At 57.0% G+C, this 14,780-nt stretch carries 7 protein-coding genes and 1 pseudogene; 1 reads left to right on the top strand and 7 read right to left on the bottom strand.

Going from position 1 to position 14,780, the window contains the following annotated elements:
* Positions 1–11: 11 nt before the first annotated feature.
* Positions 12–1,754: an SWIM zinc finger family protein gene (locus tag GGR27_RS17560; RefSeq protein ID WP_168039763.1), complete on the top strand. Its 1,743-nt coding sequence runs from the start codon at positions 12–14 to the stop codon at positions 1,752–1,754.
* 371 nt (positions 1,755–2,125) lie between these two features.
* On the opposite strand, the gene GGR27_RS17555 is transcribed toward GGR27_RS17560, so the two are convergent.
* From GGR27_RS17555 to GGR27_RS20665, 7 genes and pseudogenes are all read right to left on the bottom strand, one after another.
* A complete protein-coding gene (locus tag GGR27_RS17555) occupies positions 2,126–4,801 on the bottom strand; it encodes a class I SAM-dependent DNA methyltransferase (RefSeq protein ID WP_168039761.1) in 2,676 nt (891 codons plus the stop codon).
* The gene (locus GGR27_RS17550; protein WP_168039759.1) at positions 4,704–5,594 is read right to left on the bottom strand and encodes a type IIL restriction-modification enzyme MmeI; all 891 of its coding nucleotides are present in this window, start codon (positions 5,592–5,594) and stop codon (positions 4,704–4,706) included. Before GGR27_RS17550 ends, GGR27_RS17555 begins: the two co-directional genes overlap by 98 nt.
* Positions 5,595–6,034: 440 nt before the next feature.
* A complete protein-coding gene (locus GGR27_RS17545) occupies positions 6,035–9,442 on the bottom strand; it encodes a T9SS type A sorting domain-containing protein (protein ID WP_209037986.1) in 3,408 nt (1,135 codons plus the stop codon).
* 42 nt (positions 9,443–9,484) lie between these two features.
* A complete protein-coding gene (locus GGR27_RS17540) occupies positions 9,485–11,593 on the bottom strand; it encodes a histidine kinase dimerization/phosphoacceptor domain -containing protein (RefSeq protein WP_168039754.1) in 2,109 nt (702 codons plus the stop codon).
* A gap of 24 nt (positions 11,594–11,617) precedes the next feature.
* Positions 11,618–12,412 (bottom strand): LytR/AlgR family response regulator transcription factor, encoded by a 795-nt coding sequence (locus tag GGR27_RS17535; protein WP_168039752.1) that lies wholly within the window; start codon positions 12,410–12,412, stop codon positions 11,618–11,620.
* A 441-nt stretch (positions 12,413–12,853) separates the two neighbouring features.
* On the bottom strand, positions 12,854–13,774 hold the full coding sequence (locus GGR27_RS17530; protein WP_168039750.1) for an NAD-dependent epimerase/dehydratase family protein: 921 nt from the start codon (positions 13,772–13,774) through the stop codon (positions 12,854–12,856).
* Positions 13,775–13,785: 11 nt separating this feature from the next.
* Positions 13,786–14,154: pseudogene (locus tag GGR27_RS20665) on the bottom strand (DUF418 domain-containing protein); the annotation flags it as partial.
* Positions 14,155–14,780: the final 626 nt, after the last annotated feature.

Raw genomic sequence — 14,780 nt, 5'->3', positions numbered from 1 at the left:
ACTTTACGACTATGCCAAAATTGAATTTTACCCTGACGGGTACTGAGCCATTTTACGCCCGCTATACGAATTGGGTGGAAGAAAATTCCGGGACTGCTTTCACCACCACCGTCTACGACGAAGCCGCAGCGCTCTACCAAAAGAATAAAGTGGAGCTCACCGATACCCAGCCCGGCGTTGCGACCGCCGTGTTCAAAGCCCGTGGCCGCGCCCAGCAGCGCCTCGAGACCGACGGCCAGGAAGTGAGCGTCACCTGCACTTGCCGCTACACCAAGGGGCCCTGCAAGCACATTGCCGCCTTCCTCTGGGTCGTTGACGATTTGGGCGCGGACGGAGCAGCCGTGTTGGCCCAGACGGCGGAGGTAGTTGGGCAAGAACCCGAAGCTGAGCCCGAGACTGAGCCCACACCCACCCCGCCGCGGGCTGATAAGCAAGCCGGTAAAGCGGAAAAGAAGAGCAAAAAAGCACGCGCTTCGCGAAATAAGACCTCCCGCAAGGACACGCCGGAAGCGCCCGCGACGAACGCGGGAGAAGCCGCGCCACAGCCAGCAACCGAGGAAGCCGCACCCAGGAAACCCCAGCGCGGAAAAAGAACGGCCCGCAAACTAGACGCGGACCAACCGGAAAATAACACACCGGAAACGACCCCCGAGCCCGCCGCAACGAAAGGAACCGAACGGAAATCCAAACGCGGGAAAAGGGCGCCGCGCCAGGAGGAGCAGAAACAGGCGGAGGACCGCACGTCGACGCCGAATCAGGAAGCAGAGGCCGGAGCTAACGGGCGGACAAATTCGCGGCGGGGCAAGCGCGCACCGCGCAACGGCGAGACCAATAATATCGAGCGGACGCCGAACACCGGTCCGGCCACCGCCACGGACCCGAACGCAGACCTGATTAAGGAGCTCATTCAGCTCAATCGCCGGCAACTCGCTAACCTGCTAGTCGAGCACGTCCCGGTGGAACTGCGCGACCAGCTCGTGCCGGGTCATGTACCCAGCAAGGAGGTGGCAGCCAGAAAAACTACGTCGGCCCCGGTGGCCGCCCCCGAAGAAGTGACTGCGGATACCCCGGAAGACACGCCGCCGGTGTGGGAAGTCATTTCGCAACCGCGCCCGGAAATTGAAGTAACGCCCGTTTTCGACGACGATGACGACGATGAAAGCGACATCCCGCTCGGCACCATCACCCGGCTCGACGAGCGACTGGCCACGGCCTACAACTACGAGCTCGACGCCGACCGCTCGGAGATCTACCGCGTCCGCATTCAACTGGCCGCCGATTACGAAGGTGCCGAGTGCGAACTCAACTGGCTGGACGACTACCTCAAAGCCATCCCCACCGTCGAAACCCTACAGTACGTCATCGAACGGCGCCCGGAAGTGGAGCAAAAGGCCACGGCCACCCTCCGGAGCACGCACGCCGCGGCGTATTTGGACTACCTGGCGGCCGCGGGTGACCAGGATAAGCTAGCTAGCTTCCTCGCCGAAGACTACGAACGGCTCGACGCCGTCAGTACCCTCATTCCTTTCTTTCTGGAGCACCCCCGGGTGCAGCCCAAACTGGCCGAGAAAACCATTAAAGAATTACTCGACATTACCCTGCCGGAAAACGACCCGGAGCGGTACGAATTCATCAGCGACATGATGGGCTTGCTGAAAAAAGTGGCGACGGACCAGGTTTACGAGCGTACGGTGGATGATATTAAGGCGATGTACGGAGAGCAGAAGGAGATGTTGAAGGTTATATTTAATTGAATTTATCAGATATTTCGAGCGGTACTATTCAGGCGGTTTAATTAACCGCATTAACTAGAACCTAATTAGCAACGCCACTTTCTTCTCAGAAGGTGGCGTTGTTCATTAGGTGCGTAAAGATGAAGGCAGCTACGCGCTGCGGGTGGGGATTCTTGGCATTGAATGCCCCGCACGTCCGGGGGGAGGGGTGACAATTATGATTGCCTTTCCAGGGTTGACTACTCCTTCGGTGTTAGTGATGCTGTCTTGTTCTGGTGTGAACCAGCATGATGTTTTGTGATCGTATTCACGTAATAACATAATGATTCGTGAATTCAAGTATGTTTTTGTCCATTTTTGGCTCAAAAAATTGCTGTTAGTAACCCAACCCCTCAAACCAAATGCCACCCCCCATCCCCAACCTCCGCCTGCCCTAACGCCACCAGCGTGTCCAGTAACCCTTCCGCCTCGGCCAGTTTCGTCTTGGTCAGTTTCGGTTTAAAGGCCGTCGCCACGGCGGCCAGCGACAAATCCCGCTCACCGGCCACGGCCAGTAACTCGCGCAGCGCCGTGGCCCGCGCGGCCAGGGTAGCCGGCCACTTGCGGGCTTCCACGACGACGGGGGCGGGGGCGTCGTCGTCTAGCTCCAGGGCGGACTGGACGCCGCGGACCTCATCCGGGGCCTGGTACTCGGGGCGGAGCCAGCGGACGAGCCCCCGGGCTTCCTCGGCCGCCCGCACGGCGTTGAGGTCGACGAGGCGTTGTAAAATCTCCTGTTCCTCCAGATCGGCCGGCCAGCCGTAGGCCAGCGCGACGGCCGCATCCAGCTCGTCGTGCAGCTCGCGGAGGATGCCGACGAGGCCGTGGTCGTAGATATTCTTTTCCTTATCCGTCAGCGGTTCGCCGGCGCGGACTTGCTCCAGAACGTTGTACATCCCCGTCATGGTTAACTTTTCATGCTGGGTCTGCTGGCGCTTACGGTGGGCGTCGAGGCGCTCGGCTAGGTTGCGGATGTGGATTTTTTGGGGTTCGGTGGGGGTTGGGAAGGGGAAGGTTTCGAAGGTTCTAGAATGCATGTATCTAGAGTCATTGCCTATACCCATCCGGCCTCCAGCAAGATCAGCAAATAGAGTGTGAATTTTAGAAGATAAGACGCCAAGGAAGTAGTTGTCATCCAACGTAATGCAAATCACTTCACTTTCCGGAACAGTAGAACTATTTAACAAAGTAAAAAATCTGTGTTTAGCGGTTCTCGGTGTTACGATGATTTTTTCTAACCCAATTACGCGATCCCGGAGTGACGGATTTGGCTCTCCAAAGATCCACCAGTTATCGCGTCGAACTTTTCTATTGTTTTGATCTCTGATGGGTTTTACTTTATCGCGTAGCCATTGATACTCTCTTGGATATTCGCTGAGTAGTTGCTGAATTTCCAGGCCAAAAGCATCGATAACTCTTAAGTTTCTGTTGTTCTGTGTAATATCTCTTCCTCCAATAAATTCTTTAACAATTTCTGACTGTGGAAACGTTTCGTCTACGAAGAAGCCTTTGCCAATCAGGACTACGCCTATTGACGCCACGTTAATATTTGCAGCGAGAGTTATTGTGCCTGCTATATTTGCCCCGATGGTTAAATCAGAATAAATTTTACCAATCTGGGCAAATAGAATATTATCTGTTCCAATCTTGTTCAGGACTCCCTCTTCCTCACCTTTACTTACGACACTCATAGCGATTCGAACCGCCGCGCCGTCTTGAGAATCTACCCAAGGGTGATCGGGAATTGCAAATTTTAGTGATAAAGGTTTCTTATGATTTAGAAATTCCTCTATTACTCTGCGATTAAAAGTTTGCTTTATACTATTGGTAGTTATCAATCCAAATTGAACAGAATTACCACTATGTACTTCTAACCCGGATTTAAACCACCAATACATAACAAAATCAATACTGTTTGGCAGCTTTGAATATACTTTTCTAAGTGCTGTGACATACTCCTTTCCAAGGGTGTCATTCATCCGCTTATCCCCAATAAACGGAGGATTCCCAACAATAAAATCCGCCCGCGGCCAGGTCGTAGCTTTTGCACCCACTAACCGCTGCACCCGCGTCCGCGCCAAATCATCCGGCACTTGTTCGCCCGTGACCGGGTGGGTTTTGTACGTCACGCCGTCCCAGCGGGTGACCGGGTTGCCGTCGTCATCCAGTACGTCTTCGGCGTGGTCCCAGGCCAGGACGGCGTCGCGGTTTTCGATGTTGTGGTAGTCGCGCAGGACGGGGTCGCCGAGGTCGGCCAGGTCGCCGGTGCTACGCAAGTGCCACTGGAGGTAGCCGATCCAGAGGACGAGCTCGGCGATCTTGGCGGCGCGGGGGTTGAGCTCGATGCCGAGCATGTTTTCGGGCGTGATCGTGGCCCCGGTCAGGCCGATGCTGATCTGCCCCTGGCCCAGGCCGCGCAGGACGTTGCGGACCTCGCCCTCCAGCCGCTTGAGCAGTTCGAGCGTGACGTAGAGGAAGTTGGCGCTGCCGCACGCGGGGTCGAGCACGCGGAGGTCGGCCAGGCGCTGCAAAAAGCGTTCGATGGTGACCACGGCCGCGTCGTTCTTGCCCTCGTTGGTGAGTTTGAGGGCGGCGGCCTGCACGCCGTCCCACTCCCGCCGCAGCGGCTCCATGATGGTGGGTTGCACGAGGCGCTCCACGTAGGCGCGCGGCGTGTAGTGGGCGCCGAGTTTGTGGCGTTCGCGGGGGTCGAGGGCGCGTTCGAGCAGGGTGCCGAAGATGGCGGGCTCCACCTCCTTCCAGTCGGCGTTGGCGGCTTCGAGGAGGAGCTGGACCTGGTCTTCGTTGAGGGCTACGGCCGTGGTGTCGGCGAACAGGCCGCCGTTGAAGCGGCGGATCTGGGCGTCGAGGACGACCGAGTAACCGCCGGTATTCATTTTATTCCATAACTCGGTTATTTTCGGAACGAAACTAACGGGCTTGCGACGACAGTCCTCCAGTAATCTGGTGAAGGCGCGATCTTCCAGAAGACCGACGTCCTCGGCGAACATGGTAAAGAGACAACGCATGAGAAATTCTGCTCGTTGCTCGTTGCTCGTTGCTCGTTGCTCGTTGCTCGTTGCTCGTTGCTCGTTGCTCGTTGCTCGTTGCTAAGGTATTGACCTTCAAATTATTAGACAAGTTTTCGTCTAAAGATTTGGCTAATTTTGCCAAGCTATCAGCAATGTCTTTTGTCACGCGTGCGCTGCGGCGGGCGGGGTCGAGGCTGAGCGGGTCCGTCCAGATAAGGCGGAGGCGTTCCCGGATGTCTTCGCGGGCGAGGTCGGCCAGGGGGATGCGGTAGTTGTTGGGGTCGGGGAAGGGTTGGTAGTGGCCGCCGGCGCGCGACCAGTCGGCGTACACGGCGATGCTGTGGCCGACGTCGGCGACGAGGATGAAGGGCGGGCGGCCGCCGGCGATCTCGTCGCCGGCCAGCAGGCGGGCGTAGTTTTCGGCTTGTTTTCGGGCTTTTTCCATGGCCGTGTCCCAGGCCGCCGTGCCGCGTTTGCCGTGGCCGGTCTTGCGGGCGCGTTGCTCGGCTTGCTTCTTGGCGCTCAGCACGGCACCTGCGTCCGCGCCCGCCGCGCCCTGCTTGTTTTCCAGGATGAAGTGGCCGCGTTTGTAGCAGTCCACCTTTTTGACGCCGCGCGGGGAGGGGACGGACTTTTCGAAAACGTAGGTATTCTGGCTCTCGTCGGGCCGCGTCGGGTCGGGCTTCGCTACGCCGAGCAACACGCAGATGTCGTTGGTGAACGACTGGGCGTTGGAAGATTCGGCGGCACCGGAAACGGACCATTTTTGGAGGAGGGCGGTGGGCGTCATGCGGCGTGTTGGGGCGAACTGGGGTCGGGGAGCGGGCTAAGGTAAGCAAACGCGTAAAAGGGTGGGCGCGGTCGCGGGTGCCGGGTTTCTTTGGGAGAGGCGAAGCGATTTCTCCAAGCCCGGCATTAACTTTCCTAACCAAGCCTAAATTCCTTGCCGGCTACGCCCGAAACCCAACCTCCGTCCGCATTCCGTCAGCGTTGACATCTTTCAATTCCCCCTCCACCAACATCGCATCCCGTGGCCCCGCCTTCGTGGAATTTAGTTAGCACCGTTCCGGATTCCTGACGCGGAGCGGCCACGCAGCGCCTACCCCGGCTACTGCGCCAATTTGGACGAGGCCATAAAACGGAGGGTTCGCCGCTTGAAGCAACGAACCCTCCGTTAGCCGTAAATATTTACGGATGCCCGTAGTTGATTACGGAAATCAATCCCGCGACCTACTCAATCACCAGGCGCTTCGTCAGCCGGGCAACACCATCGTTGAGGGCGACAAAGTACATACCAGCGGGGAGCCCCCGCAGCGGCAGTCGATGCGTTTGCTCGCCGGCTAAAAGGTTGACGGACTGCTCGCGCAAAAAGCGGCCAGTTGCATCGAACAGTTCGATGCTGACGCTCCCACCGAGTGCGGAGCCGATGCTGAGTCGAACCTCTCCGGCAGCCGGATTAGGATAAAGTTCCAGGACGTAGCGCAGCGCGATTTCCCGCACCGCCGTAATGTTGTCGTCGCAGAGGTCACCGATGTAGTCGCCGTCCGTATCCTGGAAGTTGATGGGCGCACCCAGTGCAAAATTGGAGTTGGGGTCGGCTAAGGAAAAGCCACTGACCGTGCCGTCGTTGCCCGCAGGGGTATTATCCGTGATGGTGGCGACGCTGCTGTTGTCCATACCCGGTACGCCATCGTTGAAGGTGTAGTTGACCAGGAGGCCTTCCTGGGTTCCCGTTAATTCCTGGCGGTAGTTGTCTCGGATGTCTTTACCGGAGCGGAGGGTGCTCCACAGGCGGTAATCGTCGATCCGGCCACCGTAAGCGCGGCCAGCGTTGTTCCGGTCTCCGAAGCCGATCTCATTGCCCGGGACTACGAAGGGGTGCCAGGATTTCCAGCCCGAAGATACCCGCTGCCCGTCGACGTAGAGCACCGGCTGGCCATCGATGAGTTGCAGCGCGTAATGGTGCCAGCCGGACAGGTCGGCGTAGTACACCAGGTTAGGAGTGCTGTGGTCATTGGCCTGGGTTAGGACGATGACGCCGTTTGCACCGACCATCATCCCGACGCCCGCTGTTCCGTTGCCGTTGGCGTTTGGCCCCAGCCAACTTTCGTCCCAGTTGGGGTAGATGACGTAAGTCTGCTCGGTAGGGAAGACATAGAATTGTGGGTCCTGCGAGACTTCCTGGATATTCTCCCGCACGGTCGCCTCGGGGCGGGCCCAGAACTCGACGGTCCAGAACCGGTTGATAATGTCCAGCGCATCGCGGGGAACCATCACCTGGTCGTCCGTGCCGTCGAAGCGCAGTCCCCGGGATGCCAGTTGGGGGCAGTTGTCGCAGGCAATGCCATCGGAGTCGTCGTCCGGCCCGCCGAAGCCGGGCAGTTCGGGGCACTGGTCGCAGCCGTCGGCGGTATCGTCGCCGTCGAGGTCCTCCTGGCCGGGGTTGAATTCGTCGGCGCAGTTGTCGCAATTATCGCCGACGCCATCGATGTCTACGTCGGCCTGGTTGTTGTTCGCGACGATGGGGCAGTTGTCGCAGGCATCGCCGATGCCGTCACCGTCGGTGTCGGCCTGATTGTTGTTGGCTACCCCGGGGCAATTGTCGTTGGTGTCGGCTACGCCGTCGAGGTCGTCGTCGATGACGCAGGTATTGGTTACCCCGTCGCCGAAGGTGACGTTGAGGACAATGGACTGCGCCAGCCCGGGATCATCGGCCGGGTAGATCTCCAGAATGAGGTTGTCGTATTCGGTAAAGTCGGGCGCGTCGGGGTTCTGGCGAACGGATAACTGGGGTAGCTCGCCGTTTACGTTGACGCAGCTATTCGGTGGGATACCAGCGTAGAGCCTACCGTTGTCGTTAGAGCCCAGCTCCGTACCGCCAAGGCGCAAAACGGCTCCGTTTACGTTGGCCCCGACGAAACGGACCAGGTAGTCGCGGGCCTCGTCGCTGTCGTTACAGATGTTAAGCGGAAAGATCAGCGCCTCCCCCAGCGGAGCGTTAACGGCGTTGATGATCCGGGGGTCGGAAGCACAGCCATCCGTTCCGTTCTCTAGCCGGGGCTGATCGCGCTGGAAACCACCTTCGAAGGGCGCGCTGGTCCGGCTGCCGGACCGAAGTTTGAACAGCGGTGTGCCGTACACCGGGTCGTTGAAGACGTCCACCCGGAAAATATCGCCGGGGTCATTATCCGTAAAAGTGTAGCGCGTTTCCGAGCCACTACCGCTGGAACCGCCCTGGCTGCCGCTGGAAGTACGGGTGTTAGAATACCCTGCCCCGCCACTAATGCCGGTACCAGCGATCTCCGCCAGAAAATCAACCCGCACGCCTGCGGTGAAGGTGTTTTCGTAGGAAAGGGACTGCGTTAGGGTAATGTTCTGCGCCTTGCTGAAGGTCTGCGTGCCGGCCTGACCGTTAAAATCGAGGTTGTCGATCGGGTTGGTTGCGTTGGCCTTGACGGTTTCATTGTTGGTCAGCACCTGCTCCCAAACGGAAATCTGTTGCCGCGCGAGGTTGATCTCCGCCGGCTCGGTGGCGGTAGCCAGGATGGTGCGCTGGCGTTCGAGGTCTTCCTCGATGCCGGCCTGCGATAGGGCAAAGTTGCGAATCTCGTCGGGGTCGTCGGCCATCACGATCTGGTCGCCGAGTTTGATCTTGCAGTCTTCCATGTACCAGGCCCGGTATTTACCCAGTAGGACGCGGGTGCTGCGGCCGATGAAAACGTCGCCGCCGCCCTCAAAGGGGTTATTGTCTCCGGAAGTGGAGAAGTCCGTGGAGAAGGAATAACATATTTCCTGCGCCGTTTCGGAGGCGCGGGAATAATTTCCGGCAACGCTCCCGGTTACCTTTACGTAGGCTTCGTAGTCCACGTTGGCGATGAAACCGATGCTGCCTTTTACGCCGATTTTGAATCCCAGGTTGGCATCAAAACCATCGGATACCCCCTGGTTGTACGACTGACTGACGCAGTAGTTATTAGTCGTCACGATGCCAGAGGAGCTGCCGTCTCCCGGCGGGTCGTGCAGCACCAGATCGGGCATCATCGGGGTGATGGCCTCGGCCAGGATGGGTACCTGCTCGTTGGGGTTGACCGGGCCGATGAGGTAGTAGGGAATGTGCAAAAAAGTGCGCACTCCGTTCTTAATAAAAGTGATGCGAATGGCGTAGGTAAATGGGTTCGGCAAATCCCCGGCGTGGAAATCACCGAAGGGGTAAATGCGCTGACTGCCCACGACGGCTGCGCTGCCTGCTGGTCCGAAGGCATTACCTGCGACGAGCTGGGACCCCGCAATCGCGCCCTCCACTTGCCAGTCGAGGGGGGTGATTACGACTGCGGAAAACTGCTGGGCGTAGTCCAGCGTCACCCGGTAATTGTTGCGGCTGGCACTGACCGCCTGGGCAAACTGCTGGTTGTTCATCGGTTCCGGGGTGGCGGTAATGGCCCCCTCGGGCTGGCAGCCGTAGGTTTTGTAGCCCGCTACCTTAAAGAGGAATTCCTCGCCATTGAGGGCACCGGCATAGTAGATGGTGTCGTTGGCGGTATAGATGTCCGTTGTGGTCACCTGGGCGACCAGCCCGTCGGGCAGTATCAGGGACAACGCGGCGAGTAAAAAAGTGAATACAAAACGGGAGGATTTCATAGCGACGGGTTTGTTCCCCCCAAATATGGGGGCGTTCATCACCTAAAAACCACCGGGTTTTCCCAAAGGCGGGGTTTGGTTTTCCGGGGCGTGGGTTTCGTTTCCCGAAGCATCCACGCGTCCTACCCGGAAGCTTACCTCCGTGCGTAATCCACCGTCGTTTACTTCCCGTAACTCTCCCTCCAGTTGCTGCACGAGCATCCCCACCAGACGGGTACCGAAACCGGTTCCGCCAACGGTCTCGACCATTTTGCCGCTACCGTTGTCGCCGACCGCCAATAGCCATCGCTCCCCCACTCTGCTCATTTCAACGTCCACCGTACCTGCTCCGAGAGCTACCGGAACGCCCCCACCGTCTAAGGCAGCAGCGGAGCTAAATGCGTACTTGATGGAATTAGTGATCAGCTCGTTGGCGATCAGGCCGAGCGGCACGGCGGTGTCAATGTCCAGCCGCAGTTCTTCCGGCACGTCGATGCGAAAGGTGATCTGGCCGTTAACCCCGAAAGTATGTCCCAAATTTTTGGTCAGGTCCGTAAGGTATTCTCGCATCCCGACGGTGCCGAGGTTGTCTCCCTGGTAAAGCTTCTGGTGCAAGATGCCCATCGTAGATACCCGACTGCGCCCGGCCAGCATCGCGTTGCGGGCACCCTCGTCGGTTAGGCCGACGGACTGTAATTCGAGTAAGCTGGAAACAACCTCCAGGTTGTTCTTTACCCGGTGATGGATCTCTTTAAGCAGGAGTTCATTCTCCTGGTTTCGCTCCGCCAGCAGCGCATTTTTGCGATTATCCTCCCGCAAGCGATCAGCTTCTAATGCATCTTTTTCCCGCAACAGCACACTCTCGCGGAGGGCAAAGTCCGCCCGCTCTTTTGCCTGGATCTGCTTTTTCTGTTCGTAGGCCAGCCCCAGGGAAAAGATCAGTACTTCCGCAACCACCCCCAGCTTGAGGTAGAAGATGGAAAAGGGTGGGAAGGCGACCCTGCTCAGGGCCGAAATAAGGGCACCGATACTAATGACCGCAATACCGGCAATAACGAAATATCCTTTGCGGTCCTCCGTCCGGTACAGCGGGTACAGCAAAGCGATACAGGAGACGAAGGTCAGGATAATGTAGGGCGTCGATATCCGATCTTCCAGAACGAAGCTAAAATTGGAATTATAGCTAACCCATAAGTGGAAGATCAAAAGGGGCAAGCCCAGCCAGGTAAGCAACCGAAAATAGCGGCCCCACCCCGGTAGCAGTACGTTGATGTTGGTGAAACTGCGAATGAAAGCCAGGTAACTCATCAGGCCCACGAATATCGCCGACTTGAAATAGCCGTAGTTCTGAGGTGCGGCCGCGAAAAGGTAGCTACCGAATAAATCGGTGAGATCATCGTTAGACTGGATGGCGTAGATCACCATCATCAATAAATAGCCGGAATAGTAGACGTAGCTGCGGTTGCGCCCGAAGAAGTAAACGATCAGGTTGTACAGCAGCATCATGCCCAGGAAACCGATGAAGACGGCATTGGTAACCCGTGCATACCCCATCCGGCCGTAAAACCGATCGGTGGTCTGCAGGTAAATATGGCAGGAAGGCGGATTGGCTTTGCGCTCGCTTTTACCCCGAAAATAAACGGTAGTCATTTCCCCGGGGGGAAGGTTCAGCCGAATCAGGCTGCCCCAGGCGGTCGGGCTGAAGCGTTTTTGGTTTGACGGAAGGAATGCTCCGGCCCGTTCCGCACGCCAATTCCCCTTATGGTCGCGGGAAAATACTTCGAGGCTGGTCCAGTCCGTCGCAAAATAGAGCACCCATTCCAGGTGTTCGGCGGCCTGCGGCACCTGGTTCACCACCTGGATTTTCCCCCAGTACCAGAGGTGGGTAGCCAGTGGTTCCGTAAAATCCCGGTACGGCCGGAAGCCGGTTGGCAATGAAGGTTGGCCAACGTCCGCAAAAGTTAGCCGCCCCGCGGTATCCGGCAAAATTTCCACGTGGTTGACGAGCCGGTAATTCCAGCTAAAGTTTTCCAGTTCGCAGATGCCACCGCGAGCGTTCGCATCCTGCGGGTTTGGTCCGCTGGGGGTTTGGCAGCCGGCAACAAACAACAGCAGCAGCAAGAACGCGCGGTAGCGATGGTAGTTATCCGTGAAGTAGTTTGCGGTAGTCATACGATGGTGATAAAATGCTGCCTGCTACCGCACCATATTTACTCGCCGTAGCAATTCCGCCCGCTGGTCTCTGCCCACGATAATGGCGGTTTTACCGATCACGAGGTGATCGTCGGCCACCATGTCGACCTGGCGCAGGTTGACGACGTAGGAGCGGTGCACGCGCAGGAAATCGGAGGAAGGCAGTTGGTCGGCCAGTTTGCCCAGCGGCATGCTCAGCAGGTACTCCGCCTCCTCAGCGTGGATGTGGCAATAAGAGCGCTCGGCGGATATGTAGTGGATGTCCTTCAGGAAAACCTTTACCAGATGATTTTTGTGGCGCACGAAAATGCGGTCGCTCAGGAGTTGGGAGCCGTCGGGTGGCGGCGGTTGGGGCGGGCCGACTTTTTTGCTTTGCAGTACTTCGTGCTCGGGCGCTCCGCTAGCTACCGGACCAGGTGCGTGGTGACTTTGAAGGGCAAGGCTGATGGCGCGGTGGAGCTCCGTCTGATCGTAAGGTTTACCGAGGAAGGCGTGCGGTCGGGTGCCTTTGGCGCGCTCGAAGGTCGCCTGGTCCGTATTGGCCGTCAGGTAGATGGTGGGAATACGGATGCCTTCTTTTTCCAGGGTGCGGGCGGTCTCGATGCCGTTGAGGTCGCCCTTGAGGTTGATGTCGAGCAGCAGGATGTCAGGCGGTTCCTTGCGGCAGTGGCGCACGGCGGCTTCGCCCCGGGCCTGGATGCCGGCCACGACGTAGCCGAACTCCTCCAGGTGATGACCGATCTTGTTGGCGATGATGATTTCATCCTCGACGATGAGGACGGTGACGGGTTGGGACAAGCGTTAAGTTTGATGGTGTTGCCGGTTAAGGTAGCTATTTGATTGTGGAAACACGGATCGGGGCTTGATTAAGCGTTTTGATACGGGGGTAAACGGGCAGAAGTACCTGTTTTGGCGATTATACGGGGTCGAGGTTTCTCGGGTCCGTTACCCTTAGCTCCGCTGCTGCCTGCGGCGGTCACTGCACCAGCGACCGCGCCCCAAAAGCTACCCGAAAGAACCTTACCCCGCAACCTAATCCGTCTTCGGTCACCTGAAATCGACGGGGTAATGATGCCCTGGTAATTGTGTCGTGCGCGCCATGAGGAGACATAAATTCAATTATGGGTACAGCCCGTAAGTTCAACCCGGAATTGTTTGCCTTCAAACAAGCCAGTGAAGCGGCACTGGAGGTAGTCGGCTCCGGGAAGTGGGCGTTCGACATTAGAGACCGTATTGCAATCACCCCAGGAAGTGGATAGCCGGCTTATAATCAATGCCGAGCACCGACTCGCTCGCCCCGGCATCGTAAACGGTGCGTGGCCTGCCAACCGGAGCCTTTCCGTTCAGCATCAGGGAGAGATCGGAAACCGGATAAGACTCCGAAGACAGCAAAAAATGCCGGCCGTGCAGCCCGGGGGTGGTCGCGGCGGAGCAAATAGCGCTCGCCACGTCTTTCACGTCGACCACGGCGAAAGTGGCGTCCTGATCGTACAGCATTTGGAAAAATTCATCCGGGGCAATCTTGTTCCGTATCAGATGCTGCATTCCCATGGAGGTGGAATCTTCCCGCTTGGAAAGGGACTTGCCCATCACCCCCACCGGGCTCACGGAAACAACTGCGCAATCGCCTTTGTAGGTGTCGACGAATTTGCGTACCTCCTGGTCCGCCAAGAATTTGCCCTGGGCGTAGGGGTGATCCTGGTCGGAAAAATGGGGCGTATCCGTTTCAGAGACAACCTGGCCTTCCCGGCCCGGTATATCCAGCGGGAAATGGGTATTGTGTGCAGCGACCGAAGCCACTACTACCAGCTGCTTGACGGTCGGGTTTTGCGCTACCGCATCCAGTAAGTTTTTGGTGCCGGTGATGGTTGGGTCGAGCAATTCACCGACCGGGTCTTCAAAGGCGAGCTGAAAGGGAGTTCCCGCGTGAATGACCACTTCTTGTTCGTAGAGAAAGTCGGGGAGGTTATCAGCTTTGAGGAGGTCGAGTTGGACAAGCTCCAGACGGTCGGAGGCTCCGGGAAGCTGGTTCAGGTGGGCGTACCGTACGGTGTCTTCCGGCCGGGTGGCGGAAACGCGGACCCGATGTCCGGCTGCAAGAAAATTTTGCGTGACGTGGCTGCCGATAAAACCGGCGCCGCCGATGATGGCGATATTCATTGCAGTATTGTTTATTGGTGAAAGTGTGTGTCTTGGTATTGTATCCCGAAGCTCGGGGTATTCGATCGTTTTTTTGGGGGCCGTCTTCCGAAACGGGATTTTTGGTTTCCGGGAGGGGAGTACGGCTGTCCGGGCGCCCCGATAGCTAGCGGGGCGGGTGCGGGGTTTTGGTTGACGAGCAGTGCTCTGTCAATCAGTTTTCGGTCAGTCATCATTCGCCACAACCACTCCGGCGGGCCGTATTTGTAGCCGGTAAACCACCATTTGGCAAAATATATTTCTACAATAAAGAACAGTACCTCCGGCCCCAGTGCCGCCGTTCCCGATAATTTTAATAATAAGCCATAGCCATAGCCGTAAAATAGGAAAAGGCCGAAAGCAGACTGGAATACCTAGTAGCCCACTTTGCTCATAAACCCTATATTGGGCGCAGGTATTTTGTGCGCTGGTAAGGCAGCAACCACGAAGTCGCACCGAAGGTAAACCGGAACCGGCTAATTATTTAGGGCCCCATCCCCAAATACCGCAAAGCTAAGTGAGGCTTATGCTAACGCCGCCAGCGTACAAAAGACCAAGACGAACGCAGGGGAGATGAGCGAAGAGGGCCACTAGTGTTATGCATTCGTTTTTTAAAGCCCAATATCGCGATACATTTTCCGTTTTCCAGCTTCTAGTTTTCTTGCCACAAGGTATTCTCCGGTACTTTTAACAATATTATCTACATCTAAGATTTAAAATTACTTGTCTCAACCAAAAATTCACCGTGACTGGAAACCGCGCTGATTATAAATTTCATATTCGGTGTACCTTCTTTATTTTTGTATCGGATCCATTTCCCCCAAGCTGAAGCTAAATTGTCTTTTCCCTTAACGGACTCCCAAGTACCTTCTTATCCGTAGTGTTCCGCCATAGCTACTGAATCTGCTTTATTAAATCTTTCTGCAAATTGGTCATCTAGTTCTCGTAATTGTCCTTTGGCTTACACTAAATCTATTGCTGCTGATTC

The organism is Neolewinella antarctica (genome assembly GCF_011927835.1).
In the GTDB taxonomy this organism is placed as follows: Bacteria; Bacteroidota; Bacteroidia; order Chitinophagales; family Saprospiraceae; genus Neolewinella; species Neolewinella antarctica.
Note: the sequence above shows the minus strand (reverse complement) of the source record. Positions and strands in the feature narration are given on the sequence as shown.